The sequence below is a fragment of the Mycobacterium helveticum genome, assembly GCF_007714205.1.
In the GTDB taxonomy this organism is placed as follows: domain Bacteria; phylum Actinomycetota; class Actinomycetes; order Mycobacteriales; family Mycobacteriaceae; genus Mycobacterium; species Mycobacterium helveticum.
The window spans coordinates 15,084-31,557 of the sequence record NZ_VMQU01000018.1 but is presented as its reverse complement, the minus strand read 5'-3'; the positions used below and the strand labels follow the sequence as shown (position 1 = coordinate 31,557).

The window sequence follows — 16,474 nt, the reverse complement described above, 5'->3', positions numbered from 1 at the left end:
CGTATGACCGGCCCCGGAAGCTCGATCACCCATGTATCCGACACGGCGCGGTGGACGGCGCTGCACCGGGCCACCGAGTCGGCCCGTCCGGACGCGCTGTTCCGCGACCCGCTGGCCGAACGCCTGGCCGGTGACCACGGCCGGGCGATCGTCGCCGCGGTGCCGCGGTCGAACCGCAACGGGTGGTGGCTGGTCGCGCGCACCAAGATCATCGACGACGCGATCGCCGAAGCAATCGCCGACGGCTGCGACCGGGTGCTGAACCTGGCCGCGGGGCTGGACACTCGGCCCTACCGTCTGGACCTTCCCTTTGACCTCACCTGGGTCGAGGCCGACCTGCCCGCGTTGCTCGAGGAAAAGACGCGGCTGCTCGCCGACCAGACTCCGCGCTGCCGGTTGACCCGGACCGCCGTCGATCTGGCCGACCCGCGCGCACGCGGCGCCTTCTTCGACGACGCGCTGGACGGTGCCACGAAGGCCCTGGTGCTGACCGAGGGCCTGTTGATGTATCTCGAGGACTGCGACGTCGTCGCGCTCTCGGCGGCGATCCGGCGGCCCGAGGTCGCCTGGTGGATGCTCGACTTCGCCGGCCCCGGCCTCAAGGCGATGATGAACAAGAAGATGGCCGGCATGCTCGAGAACGCACCGTTCAGGTTCGCCCCCGACAACGGGCTTTCCTGGTTCGAAGATCTCGGCTGGCGCACCGTGCATGCCGAGTCGCTGCTCGCGGCCGCCCGCCGGTTCCGTCGGCTGCCGCCGTTGATGCGCCTCGCGGCGCGACTGCCCCAGCCCGATCTCCGGCACCCGGGCGACAGACCGTGGAGCGCGGTGGCCCTGCTTGCCCCGCAGGCTTCGGCCGACGCCGCTTCGCGGCAAGGATCCACTGCAAGCAGCGAATCGCTCACTAGCTGACGCCGTTGACGCTCGCCGAAAATGAGTTGACCGACGCGCCGACGCTGCCGCTCCACGGCTCGAAGCCGGCTTGGATGCTGGTGAGGTACCACGAGTTGGTTACCGGCTCAATGGTTTCCGTGTGGTCGACGAATCCCAGCACGTTGAAGTTGTTCCAGGAGTTCATCGGCGAGGTCGCGACGTAGGAGACCACGTTGTTCGAGCCGTTGCTGCCATCCCAGACTGTGAAGCTGCGCCCGTCGATCGTGCTGTTGCCCACCGGGGAGCCAACGGGCTGGATCGGGCCCTGGTGGTTGAACCAGATCATGATCTCCTGGTGGTTGACCCCGGTCGTGATGGGCGTCGGATTCAGCCAGATGTCATAGGACGCGTCGTAGATCCCGTGGGTGGGGTAGGTGTAACTGATGCTGCTGGTGGCGGTGTGGATCTGGCTCAACTGCTCGGGCAGGGGCGTGCCCGGCGAGCTGGCGCCGTAGGCCGTGCCGAGATAGACCGACGGATATCCCAGCGGGGCGCCGTTGGTGGGGGCGGAGCCGTTCTCGCCGGTGATGGTGAACCCCGTGGAGGAGACGTCGATGGACTGCCCGTTGGGGTTGTTGTAGGCGTTGTTCTGGACCAGGTAGGAGTTTTCGATCGTCGTCTTTCCGTACTGGGTGGTGATCACAGTATCTTCGGTTCCGGTTCCGGTTCCGGTTCCGGTGCTGCCCGTGCCGGTTCCGGTGCCCGTGCTGCCGGCGCCGGTTCCCGTGCCTGTGCCCGTGCCGGTGCTGCCGGTTCCGGTGCCCGTGCTGCCGGTTCCGATTGAGTGCCCGTCGACCAGCAAATGCGTGGGCGGGGAGTAGGAGCCGGTTTGGCTGGCCTGGAAACCGATGGAGACCGACTGACCCGGGGCGATCGTGGTGTTGTAGCTCTCGGGGGTCAGCGTGTACTGGGTGCCCGAGTGCACCACCTGCGCATTCCACGCATTGGTGATGGATTCGTTTGCGGGCAGGCTGAATTGGGCCTGCCAGTTGGTTAGCGGAGTCGACCCGTTGTTGGTGATCGTGTAGTCGCCGGTGAACCCGTTGGCCCACTGCGACGACACCGTGTACGTCGCACCCAAGCCGGTCCCGCCCGCACTGCCCGTGCCGCTGCCCGTGCCGGTGCCCGTGCTGCCGGTTCCGGTGTCCGCGCTGCCGGTTCCGGTGCCCGTGCCGTCGGTTCCGGCGCTGCCGCTTCCCGTGCCCACGCTGCCGGTTCCGGTTCCGGTGTCCGTGCTGCCGGTTCCGGCGCTGCCCGTACCCGTACCCGTGCTGCCGCTTCCGGTACCCGCGCTACCAGTTCCGGTGCCCGTGCTGCCGGTTCCGGTGCCCGTGCCCGTGCCGGTGCTGCCGGTTCCGGTGCCCGTGCTGCCGGTTCCGATTGAGTGCCCGTCGACCAGCAAATGCGCCGGCGGGGAGTAGGAGCCGGTTTGGCTGGCCTGGAAACCGATGGAGACCGACTGGCCGGGGGCAATCGTGGTGTTGTAGCTCTCGGGGGTCAGCGTGTACTGGGTGCCCGAGTGCACCACCTGCGCATTCCACGCATTGGTGATGGATTCGTCTGCGGGCAGGCTGAATTGGGCCTGCCAGTTGGTTAGCGGAGTCGACCCGTTGTTGGCGATCGTGTAGTCGCCGGTGAACCCGTTGGCCCACTGCGACGACACCGTATACGTCGCACCCAAGCCGGTCCCGCCCGCACTGCCCGTGCCGCCGGCGTCGGTTCCCGTGCCGATGGCGCCGGTGCTGCCCGTGCCCGTGCTTCCGGCTCCGGTTCCGGCGCCACCCGTACCGGTACCCGCGCTGCCGGCGCCGGTTCCCGTGCCCGTGCCCCCTGTGCCGGTTCCGGTGCCCGCGCTGCCGGCGCCGGTTCCCGTGCCTGTGCCCGTGCCGGTGCTGCCGGTTCCGGTGCCCGTGCTGCCGGTTCCGGTGCCCGTGCTGCCGGTTCCGATTGAGTGCCCGTCGACCAGCAAGTGCGTGGGCGGGGAGTAGGAGCCGGTTTGGCTGGCCTGGAAACCGATGGAGACCGACTGGCCGGGGGCGATCGTGGTGTTGTAGCTCTCGGGGGTCAGCGTGTACTGGGTGCCCGAGTGCACCACCTGCGCATTCCACGCATTGGTGATGGATTCGTTTGCGGGCAGGCTGAATTGGGCCTGCCAGTTGGTTAGCGGAGTCGAACCGTTGTTGGTGATCGTGTAGTCGCCGGTGAACCCGTTGGCCCACTGCGACGACACCGTATACGTCGCACCCAAGCCGGTCCCGCCGGTGCCGGCGGACGACGCCACCCCGCTGGCCGCGATCGCCGTGGACGCGGAAGTGGCGGTGCTTGTCGTGGCGCCGTTCACATTCAGGGCCGCCGCGCTGGTGCGGACCTGGCCGCCGCTACCACCGGTTGAAGACAGGCCGGTCCTCGCGAGGACCCCCTCCGCTCGAAACCCGGTGCCGTTGACCCTCGCCCCTGCGGAGCCGCTGTGACCGCTGGCACCGCCCTTGGCCGCCGCCTGGGCACCGGAGGCACCGGTCAGAACGGTCACCATGCTGCGCGCCTCCTGCGCCACGCTCTGCAAACGCGACGCGTTGGCCGCCTCGGCGTTCGCATACAACGCGGCGCCGGCAGTGATTTCACGCGCAAATTGCGCGTGAAATGCCGCCGCTTGGGCCATCAGGGCTCTATATTCATGACCGTACGAGCCGAAGAGCGTCGCGATGGCCGCAGACACCTCGTCGGCAGCCGCTGGTATCACCCGGGTTATCGAACCGGCCGCTGCCGCGCTGGCCACGCTCAGGCTGAAACCGGTCTCGGCGATGTTTGCTGCCGTCGCCACTAGTGCGTCCGGCGTGGAAACCATATATGGCATGCACAATCCTTTGACTAACGTATCACGCCGCCATCACAGTTCGATCACGGCCCGATCACGACGGTAAATCACTTCGGCCTCATGCACATACCGTTTCGATAAATTGGTGCAAAATCTCATGGTTACCTCACAAATCCGGGTCGACGGTTATCCGCTGGCCGGCTCAAAATCAAAGGTGGCTCAGGTACGCCAGAGTTGCAGGGCGGGCCGGTGCCGCGACGGTGGCCCTCCGGGCACGGACCCCGCAGCCACGTGGCGGAAGCACGCGGTGGCGCTCCAGGTTCCACGCACCTTCCGGTGTCCGCATCGTCGGCTCAAGCATCGGCAACCGGCACCCGGACCGCCGCGGTTGGGTGCCGATTGCTTTCATGCATTCGGACAGGACCTTTCGCATCGTCTGCGTGTTGACTCGTGGCACGAGACGAATGGGCCCGTGCCACGAGCCACAACTGGCGCCGTAATCCTGGAGGTGGCTTTTCGGTGGCGCCAGGTGCTTGGGGCCTGCGCGGGCAACCGCGGAAACCCGGTAAGCGGTTGAACGGGATTTCGCCACTAATCCGAATTCGTCAACGCTTAATTACTTTGCGTGTTGACAACGAACGCGCCGCATAGTGACGCGCATTGTCCATAGCGGGAATGCCGTGTCCCCTCGAACCTCTGCGCGCCGGCCGGTCGATCACGGGTCGCGAAGGGTAAGGGGCTCCGGTCCGGGCGGGTCGGAGACCGATGGCCGCAAACCCGAAAGGCTCCGTTTTCCAACAGCTCTCGTAGTGGCCCGCCGGCCGGAGGACCAGCCCGCCGGCCGCCATGGCCGCGCTGACGGGGCGGAACCGGATCGGGCGTTTTGTTCGTTTGTGACACAACCGAATCCGGTGGGCGCCGCGACTTCGGCTACGGTGCAGTCCGGCACGAGGCCGAGGGGTCGACACCCGCACCCGCCAATCGCGCCGACTGGTACCGAACCGACGATGGACCCGGACGGCCAATCGGTGGCCGGAAGAGTCGTGGCCGGAAGAGTCATTTTGCGGTTACCCGCATCGCATGCCCGGGACAAGAGGCGGGTGACATCGCAATCGAAGGATATTGCCCCTTGCCGAACGGCCGACGAAAATGGGTGAATCCACCTACCGATCACTTTCACCGGGAGTGTGACATGCAGGCACGAACTCTGATCCCCGCCGCCACGGCCGTTACCTCGGCCGCCGTCGTCGGTGGGCTGGCGAGCCGTCCGGCCGCGTCGCCGTGGTACCGATCGCTGCGCAAGCCGCCGTACCAGCCTCCACAGCAAGTCTTTCCGATCGTGTGGCCGGTGCTCTACGCAGACATCGCGGTCGTCTCGTCCAACACACTCGACGAACTGGAGCGCCGCGGGCGAAAGCCGGAACGTCGCCAATACGTCAGGGCCCTTGCGCTCAACCTCGCATTGAACGCCGGCTGGTCATGGCTGTTCTTTCAGCGCCGCGGGCTGGGCCTGTCCGCGGCGGCCGCCGCGGCGCTCACCGTCAGCAGCGCCGACCTGGCGCGCCGGGCCGTAGACGCGCAGGGCGGCCGAGCCGCTCCGCTGCTCCTGTACCCGCTGTGGTGCGCGTTCGCGACGGCGTTGGCCGGCCACCTGTGGTTTCTCAATCGACACTGAGGGAATGGCATTGTGATGAAACTGACCAAGCTCGCCGAACAGGTCGCCGAATCGCTGGTTGCGGTCGTCGGCATCCGCCTGGGCACCGAGGAGCCCGGCTACACGCGCCAGGAGCTCACCGACACCGTCGAGATCCGGAGCTACGGACCGCGCATTGCCGCCGAGACGACGGTGCCGGGTGACCAGGAGCGAGCCCGCAATGTGGGCTTCCGCCGGGTCGCGGGCTACATCTTCGGCGGCAACCGCGGTGGCCAGGCGATCGCGATGACGGCGCCGGTCAGCCAGCACGCGGCCGCGGGCCAACAGATCGCGATGACCGCGCCCGTCGCCCAGGCGGCCGACGCCGAAGGCGGCTGGGTGATCCGCTTCTTCATGCCGTCGAAGTGGACCATGGACACCCTGCCCACACCCAATGACGACCAGGTCCGCTTGGTGACCGTGCCGCCCCAGACGGTGGCTGTGCTGAAATTCAGCGGTGACCGGAGCCCACGGGCCGTTGCCGACCGCACCGCTGAGCTCAGAAAGGTCCTGCGCGACAACGACATCACACCGACCGGCGGGGCCGATGCCTGGTTTTATGATCCGCCGTGGACGCTGCCGTGCCGGCGCCGCAACGAGGTGGCGATCCCCGTCGAGTCGTGATGGGACGCAGCATCGGCCCCGTCGTCGTGGTGGCCGGGATCCTGGTCGTCGTGGCCGGCGTTCTCATCTGGGCGGGCGGCTTCTCCTGGTTCGGCCGGCTTCCCGGCGATATCCGGATCGAACGCGGTAACGTGCACGTCTACATTCCGTTGGTGTCGATGCTGCTGGTCTCGCTCGCGGCGACGTTGTTGCTCGCGGTCGTGGGACGCCTGCTCCGTCGTTGATCGGGGAGAGCTGATGAGTCGTCACACAGACGACAAAGACGACAAAGACGACAAAGACGACAAAGTGGAGAAAGTGGACGCCGGGCAGTTGACCGGCGTCTCGGAAACGGCGCTGCTGACCCTGTACGGCAGGGCCTACCAGGCCGGGCGCCCGGATGCGATCCTGGACGACCCGATGGCGATCGAACTCGTCCAATCCATCGACTTCGACTTCGAGAAGTTCCGGCGCAGAGGCCAGGAGATGGCGCTGCGGTCCCTGGCGGTGGACCGGTGCGCGATCGAGTACCTCACGGCGCGGCCCCGGGCGACGGTCGTCGCCCTGGCGGAAGGCTTCCAGACCAGCTTCTGGCGCGTCAGCAGCGCACTGGCCGACGCGCGATTTCGTTGGGTGTCGGTGGACCTGCCGCCGGTCATCGAACTGCGACGGCGGCTGTTGCCGCATTCGGAGCGCATCACGTACCTGGCGCAATCCGCGCTGGACTACAGCTGGATGGATGAGATCGACGCCACCCACGGCGTTTTCATCACCGCCGAGGGCCTGCTGATGTACCTGCAACCGCACGAGTCGCTGGGCCTGATCGCCGAGTGCGCAAAGCGGTTTCCCGGCGGGCAGATGTTCTTCGACCTGCCGCCGATCCTGGTCAAGAAGCTCGCGCCGCGGGGGATGCGGTCCTCCAGGCGCTACCGGGTGCCGCCGATGCCGTTCAGCCTTTCGTCGCGCCAGCTCGCGGATCTGGCCGACACCATGCCCGGGATCCAGGCGGTGCACGACCTGCCGATGCCCAGGGGACGGGGTGTGTTCTTCGGGACGTTGTTCCCCGCGTTCTGGCGGTGTGCGCCGATGCGGCCGTTCCGCGGCGCCTACACGTTGCTCGAGTTCGGCTGACTCACCAGACGCGTATCCAGTCGACGAGCATGTCCGCGGGGTAGGTCCCCGGTCCCGGGTCGCCGCCGCCGGAACCGGCGACCGCGAGGTTGAACACCGTGAACACCGTGTAGCCGGGCGCGTTGAACGGCCAGTCCGGCAGCGAGTTCGCCGGGACGTCGAAGTAGGGCTGCGCGCCGTCGGCGTAGTCCTTCCAGAAGCGGATCCCGGTCTGGTCCCACTGGGTTCGCCACGTGTGCCAGGCGCTGTCCACCGCGATGTTGTGGGTCTTCCACTCGCCGCCGTTGGCTTTCGCGTGCACCGTGGTGGCCGAGGGCCACTTGCCGTTGCCGTACCATTCCATGACGTCGATCTCGCCTTCGTCCTGATTGCCCAGCCAGTAGGCGGGCCAGGCGCCCGGCGTCAGGCAGTTCAGCTTGATTCGCGCTTCCCAGGTGTGGCCGACGCCGCCCCGCCACAGGCTTTGCACCTTGCCGCTGTAGTACGTCGGGCCGTCTTTGGCGGCACGCAGGACGAGGTTGGACTTGCCGTCGACGACGACATTCTGCCGGTTGTCGCGGTATTGGCCGATGTTCTCGGGCCGCTCCCAGTACGTCGGGTCCTTGATGGTTTCGCGGGCCTGCGCCACCGCCCACTTGGACGAATCGGGCGCCGAGCCCGCCGGCCCGTCGAATTCGTCCTGGAAGACGTAGCTGCCGGACTGCCCGCTGGGCGCGGTTGGCGGTGGGATGCGGCCCGCGGCGCGGCCCCCTCGCAATCGGTCCGCACGGGCCTCGGGGCCGGGCAGCGCGGCTGCCAGCACGCCGATCCCGGTCGTCAACATCATGCGGCGGCGGTCCATCTCCGGCATAAGCAAGGGACGATAGCAGTCCGATCACGGCCCGAGCCGGCGCCAGCCGTTCATGCCGAGTCGAAAATTGTGTCGGTGGCCGCCGCTACGATCCAGACTCGTGGCCGGTCGGACAACCGGCGGCGACAGCAGTGGCTCGGGATTTGCCGCAAATTCATGGCTGATTCTCATGTTGGGAGGGGTTTGGTCTCAGGGTCGGTCGGGCATCCTGGAATCACGATTCAATAACCACATCTGCCCCACATCTCACAAGCCGATTCGCATTGCTTTCGCATTGCTTCGGAAGGAGTTGACAATCGTGGCGAACACTTCAGAGGCGACGATTATTTTCCTTGACTCCCACCCGGTGTGGATCGCGGCTCAGCGACGTGCACGCGAGCGTGGTGCGGCGATGCTGCGCCATCCCTCCGCGCGGGTCCGACGACGAGGCGGAACCTCCCGCGACGGCGCGTCCGGACTTCGCGCTTTCGGCGGCTGTTCCAGCTCCGACACACCGGCCTGAACCCGACGAATTCGCCGCCCGCGACGACGAGTTACCGCACCCACCTGGCCCGTGAACGAAAAACTCTGCACCGTTGACGCTCTGCTACGTTGACGCTCTGCTGCGTTGACGCAATGCGATACCGCCCTGGCGGGCTTTGCCTTCCGGCACAGCCGCGCCGGCGCCAAGCCGCTCTTCGTCGATTTGAGTTCGGCCGCGGTCGGCGTGCTCGCGGAGGCCTGCGATCGCGCCGCCCGTCGCTGGTCGGCCTGCCGATCGCCGTCGAAGGGTCCACACGGGACGCCGTCGGTTGACACACGACGCCGGCGGCCGAACACGGTCCATCCGATAGGGGGCGTTCGGCCCTATCTGGTCTGCGACGACGATGCGAGTGTGAACTCGACACGCGATGGACCGTGAGGGGAGACGGGGTTGACGCAGGCCACCGACAAGCTGACCGAGTTACCGCTGCCGCAGCTGCTCGCCGAACTGGACAGCTCCGCAGCGGGTTTGACGACAGCCCAGGCCCGGCAAAGACTGGAGCGCTACGGGCCCAACGAGATCGGCGAACGGCATCGCAATCCGGTGCTGGAGTTTCTGGGTTATTTTTGGGCGCCGATCCCCTGGATGATCGAGGTCGCGCTGGTGTTGTCGGTGGCCGCCCGACACTGGACCGACGCGGTGATCATCGGGGTGCTGCTGGCGATGAACGGCCTGGTGGCGTATTTCGAGGAACACCAGGCGGCCAACGCGATCGCCGCGCTCAAGCGGCGGCTGGTGTCAGAGGCGCGGGTGCTGCGCGACGGCGCATGGGCGACGGTGGCCGTGCGCGACCTGGTGCCCGGCGACGTCTTGCGGGTGCGCCTCGGCGATGTGGTGCCCGCCGATCTGCGGATTCTCGACGACGTCACCCTCGACGTGGACCAGTCCGCGCTGACCGGCGAGTCGCTGGCAGTGAGCCGCGGACAGGGCGACGCCGTGTTCTCTGGGTCGGTGGTGGTGCGCGGCGAGGCCGACGCGCTGGTATGCGCCACCGGAGTGTCGTCGTACATGGGCAAGACCGCCGCGCTGGTGGAGGCCGCGGGCACGGTCAGCCATTTTCAGCGCGCGGTGCTGCGCATCGCGAACTACCTGATCGTGATCGCGCTGGTCCTGGTCACCCTGACGGTGGTGGTCTCGCTGATCCGGGGCAATCCCGTGCTGGAGACCCTGGAGTTCGCGCTGGTGGTCACGATCGCCTCGATTCCGGTGGCGCTGCCGGCGGTGCTGTCGGTGACGATGGCCATCGGCGCCCGCCAACTGGCGCGTCACGAGGCCGTGGTGAGTCATCTCCCGGCGGTCGAGGAGCTCGGCGGCATCGACCTGTTGTGCTCGGACAAGACCGGCACGTTGACCCAGAACCGTCTCGCGCTCGCCGCCCGCTGGAGCACCACCGCCGGCGGCGACGACGAACTGCTCACGGCGGCGGCGCTGGCCTCACGCGTCGAAGACAACGACCTCATCGACTTGGCGGTGGTGGCCGCCGCGGGCCCGCTACCCGTGGCCCGGGTGGACAAGTTCGTCCCGTTCGACCCGGTCAGCAAACGCACCGAGGCGACGGTGCGCGACCCCGACGGCCGGACTTTTCGGGTCAGCAAGGGTGCGCCCCAGGTCATCGCCGCCCTGTGCGACGGCGACGACGACGGCGCCACCGCCGAAATCGACGGTGTGGTCGAACGATTCGCAGGCCACGGGTACCGGTCCCTGGGGGTCGCCAAGACGGACGGCGACGGCTGCTGGCGGCTGCTGGGTGTCCTGGCTCTGGCGGACCCGCCGCGCGACGACTCCGCGGCGACCATCAGCGCCGCAAGAGACCTCGGCATCGACGTCAAGATGGTCACCGGCGACCAGGTCGCCATCGGCCGCGAGATCGCCCGTCAGGTCGGCCTGGGGGAGCAGATCCTCGATGCCGGCATGCTCGACGACGCCGCTGACGGCGACGATCTGGGCGCCCGGGTGGAGGCAACAGACGGGTTCGCCCAAGTGTTTCCCGAGCACAAGTACCGCATCGTGCGGCTGTTGCAGGCCCGCGGGCACATCGTCGGGATGACCGGCGACGGCGTCAACGACGCCCCCGCGCTCAAACAGGCCGACGCCGGTATCGCGGTGGCCGGATCCACCGACGCGGCCCGCGCGGCCGCCGACGTGGTCCTGCTGGCACCCGGCTTGTCGGTGATCGTGACCGCGATCGGGCTGGCCCGGGAGATCTTCGCCCGGCTCACCAGCTACGCCACCTACCGTATCGCCGAAACCATCCGGGTGTTGCTGCTGATCACCCTGGCCGTGGTTTTCATGAACTTCCGCCCGGTCACCGCCGCGATGATCGTGTTCCTGGCGCTGCTCAACGACGGCGCGATCCTGTCGATCGCCTACGACCACGTGCGCGGTTCCGCCATGCCGGTCAAGTGGGACATGCGCGCCGTGCTGACCATCGCCACCGTGCTGGGCGTGATCGGCGTCGTTGCCACCTTCGTCCTGTTCTTCCTCGCGGCCCGGGTTTTCGGACTGAACCACGACTTCATCCGCACCATGATCTATTTGAAGCTGTCGGTCGCCGGACAGCTGACCATCTTCCTCACCCGCTCCCGCGGCCCCTTCTGGTCCCGGCCCGCTCCCGCACCGCTGCTGCTGGGCGCGGTGATCACGGCGCAAACCGTCGCGACGCTGATCGCGGTCGACGGGGTGGCGATGACACCGCTGGGGTGGCGCTGGGCCGGTCTGGTGTGGGCCTACGCGGTGGGCTGGTTCCTGTTCAACGACCGGGTCAAGCTGGCCGCCTATTGGTGGCTCGACCATCAGCCGCGCCGCGAACACCCGAACCCGCAGCGCGCCTAGCTGTTCCGGGTGCTCATGGTCTTCTCCTCGACACGCCCTCCAGCGCAGCACCGCATCCGCAGATAAGGGGCGGAAGTCCTGTGCGCCATGCGATCCCAGAGGACGGGTGCGCCCTCAGAGCATCGAGTTGATCATCATTCCTCCGGAGTCGGCGGAATGGGTGGAGGCCTCGCCGTCCTCCCTGTAGTCGATGAAGGCCGACAGCAGGGTCGAGGTGTTCAACAGCTCGTCGAAGACACCGAGGACGGGAATGGTGCCCTGCTGTGTCGATATGTCGGCGGTGTAGTCGATGGAGGCCTGCTGCTGGAAGTTGGCGCCGTGCCGCGCTTTTACGGAAGGCCCGGTCAAGTTCGTCACATTGGTCAATCCGGTGGTCGGCGTACTGGTCAACCTGTTGATGTCGGCCTGCAGCTCGGCGAGGATATCCGCCCCGCCGGCCGGTTTGACCTCCACCTGGATGCGCGCGGTGGAATCGGCGTTGTAGAGCGTGACCCAGTTCGGGCCCCGGTTCGTGAGCGTCCAGCCCGGTGCCGGGGTGAGCGAGATGCCGTTGGCGATGACGATCGGGCCGGCCGACATCAGCCTGATCGCCGCGCCCCGCTCTCTCCCTGATGTCGATGAAATCGTCTCTGGTGCAGTCGCTTCCGCTGTGACGGCATGGCCGCGGGGCACCGTTCGCGGCAGTTCGGGCGCGTTGGTGGTGCCGCTCAGAACGATCGCGGCGGTCGCGGCGACGACGAACGGGCGCGGCCGGCGGCCGACGCGTGCGCTGCCGCCCGGGTACCGCACGGGCGGAGGCGCTTTCGGTGGCGTGGATGACATCATGGCTCTGGCTCCCGTTTGCTGTCGTGGTCAGGCCGTCGGCGCGGCACCCGTGGGGCCCGCCGGCGCGTCCGGATGGCGTGCCATTGCGGCCGTGGCCGTCCCGCAGACCTGGCAGAACGCGGCGCCGGCACCCAGTGCCGCGCCGCAGTGCGCGCAAATCTGACCGGCGGCCGGGGCACCTGCCAACGCGGCCTCTCCGGTCAGGGCCGCCCGGGCTTCCGCCAGAAGCGAGGTGTGCAACACCGCGCGCGTGCCGAGAATTCCGGCCGCGGCCAGCACCAGCGCCGCCAGCGTGGTGAGCACGATGCCCCTGGTGCCGTAGGGCGTCAGCAAGACGGTGGCCAACTCGTACAGCACCACCAAACCCAGACCTTTGGCGACTCCCGCTGCGACACCGACCCCGGCGCCGCGCAGCGGAACCACGGCCATGGCTGCCGCCGTGGCGAAGATGATGGGCTGCAAGAAGCCGAGCGTCAGGGCGATGAACGCCACGTGCGCCGGATCCCCGGCGGTCGCCTCGATGCGGCTGAACGCCCCGCGCTGCACGACAACGCTCAGCCCCAGTGACAGTGCGGCCCCACTGAGTGAGCAGACGACCACGGCGTCGACGGGGTGCTTGAATGCTGCGCGAGCGGTGATCGCCATCGGCGCGATCAGCACCGCGACAAAGCCCACAACCGGGACGAGCACGCCCAACTCGAGAACGTGGGTGAGCGCGGGTATCCGGTGGTCCGGCGCGGCCAGCAGCACCGGCGCCGTGAAGTGGCTTTCGAGCACCCCCACGCCCACGCCGAACAGCACCGGGAGCACGACCGCCACACCGATGACGGTGACGGATTCCCGGGGCCACACATCGTGGTCGTACACGTAGGTCAGCACCGCCGCCGGCAGCGCGATCGCCGCCAGCACCAACGCCACCGACAGCACCCCGAACGCCGCGGCGACCAACGCCACCAGCAACGTCACCGCGATCGCGGTGCGGTAGATGTGGTGCCGACCACCGGCGAGGTGCGGCATCAACGTGCTCATCACCGCCAGCGCCCGTACCGGTTCCTCGGGATGGGCGGCGAAATGCCCGGACCGGTCGATCGCCGGATGCAACGGCGTGCCACAACGGGCGCAGAAGCGGGCCGCGTCTGGTTGCGGGGTCGAGCAGACAGGACACTCCATCATATCCTCCGGTACCCGGCCCCCGAATGCACGAGATGCACTGAACGCATTGCGCACCAAGCTTTCCCGCCCGTCACAGGCACGACGATGACCAACCACGTGCGGCCGAGCGCGCCGGAACCGCTGAGCCCGACCGTACAGCCGCCAGAATCGCCGACGCCGGAACCTAAAGTCCTCACCTGCCGGGACCAATGGCCCTACCTCTGGCGCCGCCGGGCGATGAAACGTTAAGGCGCAGTTTACCTCATGGACGCGCGCACGGAGGTGCTTGCGGGGTGAAAGGTTGGCAACCAGGATGAAACGGAGATGCTGATGGGTTCACAGGCACGGCAGGCGGTCAGGCTCCTCGCCGGTGCGGCTATGGTCGCTGCGGCGTTGGCCGTTTCGGGATTCGGGTTTGCGGGCGGCCCCCTCGACTCGCCCACCACGACTCCTTCGTCGACCCCTTCCTCCAGCCCGCCGTCGGCGCCGCCACCGGACAGCGACTCGCCGGGGGACACGGGCTGCATCCCCGGCGTCAACTGCTGACCCGGGCCGCGTGGTTTTTCACCCGGATCCGCGAACCGTCACAGCATGGAGTTGATCATCGCCTGGGCGGCGCTGCCTATATAGGCGGGCGAGACGCTCGCTTCCCGGTCGTCGATGAACGCGGACATCCGGTTCGAGGGGTTCAGCAACTCCATGAACACGCCGAGGATGGGGGTGGTGTCGATTCCCACCGTGTTGTCCGCGGTGTAGTCCATCCGGGCTGCCTGCTGAAAGTTCCTGCCCTGCACGGTCTTGGTATCGATCCCGCTCGACGGCGCAAGATTGGTCAGGACGGTGTTGGCCACCTCATTGGCGACGTCGGCCTGCAGCGCGGCGACGACGTCGGTCCCGGCGGCGGGCTTGACCGTGACCCGCATCCGCGTGCCGGCGTCGGTGTCGGCCAGCGTGACCCAGTTCGTGCCCCGATCCACGAGATCCCAGCCGGGTGCGGGCGTGATGGAGATGCCCTGGTCGATGACGATCGGTTCGGCCGAGGTGAGCGCGATCGCCATGCCGCGCGCCGTTGTGGTCGCGGGCGGGGTCCGTTCTGACGGGCGAACCGTGTCGGTGAGGGCGGCCGCACCGGTCACGGCGGTCACCAGGAGGCTCGCGGCGACGATGGCCGGCCGCAGTCGGTGCCCGCCTCGTCGCGCGGTGCCGGGGTACGCCGGGGGCGTGGCGGTGTGCGGTAGCGGTGACGTCGATGACGCAGTCGATGACGCAGTCGATGACATAGTGGCTCCTCTTTCAGTTGTGGTTATCCGGACATGCGAGCGCATGGTTCCGTCTTTCGTCAGCCGCGCTCCGTGGAGGCGGAATAGCGGTCTTCGATGGCGTGGATCAACTGGCGCCGTACGCGTTGCACGTCGGCGGCGCGACGCGCCGCCAACTCATCTTCCCAGGCGCTGACCTGCGCGGCGAGGTCCATGTCGGCGATGGTGTCGCCGAGCCAGCGGGAAAAGTCGCCGCGTTCGAGGTGATACTGCAGCGCCCGCGGATCGAGATTCCCCAGCGCGGTGCGGAACTCGTGCATGGTCCCCGCCGCCGGGATGGCGCGCCCGTCGGTCGGGCGGAAGTAGAACCGGCGCTCCTTGGGCAGCAACACGTCGGCGTACTTGTGGCTGTGCCGCACATGGCCGGTGCGACGTGCCGCGATCGTGAACGCACGGGGCGCAGCCGTGCCGAACTGGATCGATGCCCGCCGAACCGGTTCGGGCGCAACGCTGCTCACCGGGTCGATGCCGCCGACGGTGAGCACGATGTCAGTCTCGCCGACTTCACCCTCGGGTAGCAAGGCGGGCATGAACGACGACAGCAGGTATCCACCGCGCCGCGTCCAGTGCGGCGGCTGGTCCGCGCCCAGCAGGTGGGCCTCGTCGTAGATGACCCAGTGGGGAAATCCGCGGGCCTCCCGCTGGGCTTCGGCCGCCGGCCGCAGTCGTTGCAGATAGTCGATCTTGTCGGCGGTGGGCAGCGCCGAGAGGTCCACGACCAGCCCCGTGTGCGGCTGCAGCAATCCGACCAGTTCCACCGGTTCGGGCAGCCCCGCCTCGACGTCGACGACCTGGACGCGGTTGAGCTGCTCGAGTTGTCGATGGTCCCCTTCGGGGTCGACGAGCAGCACGCAGTAGCCGGCGTCCATCCATTCCTCCGCCAGCAACCCGACCAGGTAGCTCTTGCCCGACCCGGCCGGCCCGGTCACCACCATGCGCGCCTGGCTACCGGGCACCTTCGCCGGTGTCCCGTCGTCGAAGATGCCGATCTGCACCCACCGCCGCGGCGGGCACCACCGCCGCGCCCCGCTGAGGTATGCGCCGCCGAGCAGCTCGGCCACCCCGGCACCGTCCGGCTGGTCGAGCACCAGATCGGCGTGTTCGCGCAACGACGGGACCGCGTCGGCCACGGCGGCGCCGATCTCAGCCGACCCGAACAGTGAGAGGTCGTTTTCGGCGTCCCCGACGGCGATCGTGTTGTGGGGGGACAGGTGCAACCGTGCCAGCACCGCGGCCAGGCCGGTCCCCTTGGTGAACCCGGCGGGCACCACCATCAGCTCGGCCCGGTTCCGCACGATCTGACAGTCCAGTCCCAGCTCGCCGATCACCTCGAGGACCGTCGCGGCGTACTCACCCTGGGTGGCCAGGATGACCTCGCCACGCCGGCTTACCACGCCGTGCTCATCCAGTGCCGCGTCCAGGGCCCGGTCGACCGGCGTCGACAGCGGATAGGTCTTCCCGCCGATCCGGGCCACCGCCCCGTTTTCCAGCACCAACGCATCGACACGGTTGGCGATCTGCGGGAAGCTTGCCGCCAGCTCGGCCCCGATCCGGCCAGTGGCCAGCACCACCAGCAGACCGTCGCGACGCACCTGCTCGATGGCCTGCAACGCCTCCTTCGGAATCCTGCCCGCCGAGGTCAGGGTGCCGTCCACGTCCAGGGCCACCACCCGAAAGAAGCCCACAGCCCGATCCCTTCTGCTGCCACACCCTCGACCCGGCTGGCGCCGCGACCACGAGCAGAATAGGCAGCCGGACCGCGCGCCGGGCAGGGTCGTTCGTCCCCATTCGCGGATCG

Annotated in this window: 12 protein-coding genes; 6 read left to right on the top strand and 6 right to left on the bottom strand. The window is 68.1% G+C overall.

Features of this window, described 5'->3' with window-relative positions:
* Positions 1 to 3: 3 nt before the first annotated feature.
* Positions 4 to 912, top strand: coding sequence for a class I SAM-dependent methyltransferase (locus FPZ47_RS06460; RefSeq protein WP_144949851.1), 909 nt, complete (start codon positions 4 to 6; stop codon positions 910 to 912).
* On the opposite strand, the gene FPZ47_RS29275 is transcribed toward FPZ47_RS06460, so the two are convergent.
* On the bottom strand, positions 905 to 3,787 hold the full coding sequence (locus FPZ47_RS29275) for a cellulose binding domain-containing protein (protein ID WP_246133312.1): 2,883 nt from the start codon (positions 3,785 to 3,787) through the stop codon (positions 905 to 907). The genes FPZ47_RS06460 and FPZ47_RS29275 overlap by 8 nt on opposite strands.
* Positions 3,788 to 4,940: 1,153 nt before the next feature.
* On the opposite strand from FPZ47_RS29275, the gene FPZ47_RS06435 reads away from it, so the two are divergent.
* The 4 genes from FPZ47_RS06435 to FPZ47_RS06420 are packed head-to-tail and all read left to right on the top strand — an operon-like array spanning position 4,941 to position 7,175.
* Entirely contained in the window at positions 4,941 to 5,423 is a 483-nt protein-coding gene (locus FPZ47_RS06435; RefSeq protein ID WP_144949853.1) for a TspO/MBR family protein, read from the top strand.
* Between the two features lie 15 nt (positions 5,424 to 5,438).
* Positions 5,439 to 6,065: an SOUL family heme-binding protein gene (locus FPZ47_RS06430; protein ID WP_210419843.1), complete on the top strand. Its 627-nt coding sequence runs from the start codon at positions 5,439 to 5,441 to the stop codon at positions 6,063 to 6,065.
* The gene (locus FPZ47_RS06425) at positions 6,065 to 6,289 is read left to right on the top strand and encodes a DUF2905 domain-containing protein (protein WP_144949857.1); all 225 of its coding nucleotides are present in this window, start codon (positions 6,065 to 6,067) and stop codon (positions 6,287 to 6,289) included. The genes FPZ47_RS06430 and FPZ47_RS06425 overlap by 1 nt, the downstream gene beginning before the upstream one ends.
* Before the next feature lie 13 nt (positions 6,290 to 6,302).
* The gene (locus FPZ47_RS06420) at positions 6,303 to 7,175 is read left to right on the top strand and encodes a class I SAM-dependent methyltransferase (protein ID WP_144949859.1); all 873 of its coding nucleotides are present in this window, start codon (positions 6,303 to 6,305) and stop codon (positions 7,173 to 7,175) included.
* 1 nt (position 7,176) lies between these two features.
* Here the strand turns inward: FPZ47_RS06420 and FPZ47_RS06415 are convergent, their stop codons facing one another.
* Complete coding sequence (locus FPZ47_RS06415) at positions 7,177 to 8,025, bottom strand: glycoside hydrolase family 16 protein (RefSeq protein WP_144949861.1); 849 nt, start codon at positions 8,023 to 8,025, stop codon at positions 7,177 to 7,179.
* A gap of 913 nt (positions 8,026 to 8,938) precedes the next feature.
* Here FPZ47_RS06415 and FPZ47_RS06405 point away from each other — a divergent pair.
* Positions 8,939 to 11,380 carry a plasma-membrane proton-efflux P-type ATPase gene (locus FPZ47_RS06405; RefSeq protein ID WP_144949865.1) on the top strand — a complete coding sequence of 814 codons (2,442 nt, stop codon included), beginning with the start codon at positions 8,939 to 8,941 and terminating at the stop codon, positions 11,378 to 11,380.
* A 114-nt stretch (positions 11,381 to 11,494) separates the two neighbouring features.
* Here FPZ47_RS06405 and FPZ47_RS06400 read toward each other — a convergent pair whose 3' ends face one another.
* The 4 genes from FPZ47_RS06400 to FPZ47_RS06385 all read right to left on the bottom strand — a co-directional run bounded on the left by FPZ47_RS06400 (position 11,495) and on the right by FPZ47_RS06385 (position 16,361).
* Positions 11,495 to 11,959, bottom strand: coding sequence for a hypothetical protein (locus tag FPZ47_RS06400; protein WP_144949867.1), 465 nt, complete (start codon positions 11,957 to 11,959; stop codon positions 11,495 to 11,497).
* Positions 11,960 to 12,232: 273 nt separating this feature from the next.
* Complete coding sequence (locus tag FPZ47_RS06395; RefSeq protein ID WP_144949869.1) at positions 12,233 to 13,375, bottom strand: zinc ribbon domain-containing protein; 1,143 nt, start codon at positions 13,373 to 13,375, stop codon at positions 12,233 to 12,235.
* A gap of 566 nt (positions 13,376 to 13,941) precedes the next feature.
* Positions 13,942 to 14,637, bottom strand: a complete 696-nt coding sequence (locus tag FPZ47_RS06390) for a hypothetical protein (RefSeq protein WP_246133313.1) — start codon at positions 14,635 to 14,637, stop codon at positions 13,942 to 13,944.
* Positions 14,638 to 14,696: 59 nt separating this feature from the next.
* Positions 14,697 to 16,361 (bottom strand): HAD family hydrolase, encoded by a 1,665-nt coding sequence (locus FPZ47_RS06385; RefSeq protein ID WP_144949871.1) that lies wholly within the window; start codon positions 16,359 to 16,361, stop codon positions 14,697 to 14,699.
* Between the last annotated feature and the right edge of the window lie 113 nt (positions 16,362 to 16,474).

Bases quoted from the DNA above. Each gene is read 5' to 3' on its own strand.
- FPZ47_RS06460 (WP_144949851.1), top strand. From the start codon at position 4: ATGACCGGCCCCGGAAGCTCGATCACCCATGTATCCGACACGGCGCGG.
- FPZ47_RS29275 (WP_246133312.1), bottom strand. From the start codon at position 3,787: ATGCCATATATGGTTTCCACGCCGGACGCACTAGTGGCGACGGCAGCA.
- FPZ47_RS06435 (WP_144949853.1), top strand. From the start codon at position 4,941: ATGCAGGCACGAACTCTGATCCCCGCCGCCACGGCCGTTACCTCGGCC.
- FPZ47_RS06430 (WP_210419843.1), top strand. From the start codon at position 5,439: ATGAAACTGACCAAGCTCGCCGAACAGGTCGCCGAATCGCTGGTTGCG.
- FPZ47_RS06425 (WP_144949857.1), top strand. From the start codon at position 6,065: ATGGGACGCAGCATCGGCCCCGTCGTCGTGGTGGCCGGGATCCTGGTC.
- FPZ47_RS06420 (WP_144949859.1), top strand. From the start codon at position 6,303: ATGAGTCGTCACACAGACGACAAAGACGACAAAGACGACAAAGACGAC.
- FPZ47_RS06415 (WP_144949861.1), bottom strand. From the start codon at position 8,025: ATGCCGGAGATGGACCGCCGCCGCATGATGTTGACGACCGGGATCGGC.
- FPZ47_RS06400 (WP_144949867.1), bottom strand. From the start codon at position 11,959: ATGTCGGCCGGCCCGATCGTCATCGCCAACGGCATCTCGCTCACCCCG.
- FPZ47_RS06395 (WP_144949869.1), bottom strand. From the start codon at position 13,375: ATGGAGTGTCCTGTCTGCTCGACCCCGCAACCAGACGCGGCCCGCTTC.
- FPZ47_RS06390 (WP_246133313.1), bottom strand. From the start codon at position 14,637: ATGTCATCGACTGCGTCATCGACTGCGTCATCGACGTCACCGCTACCG.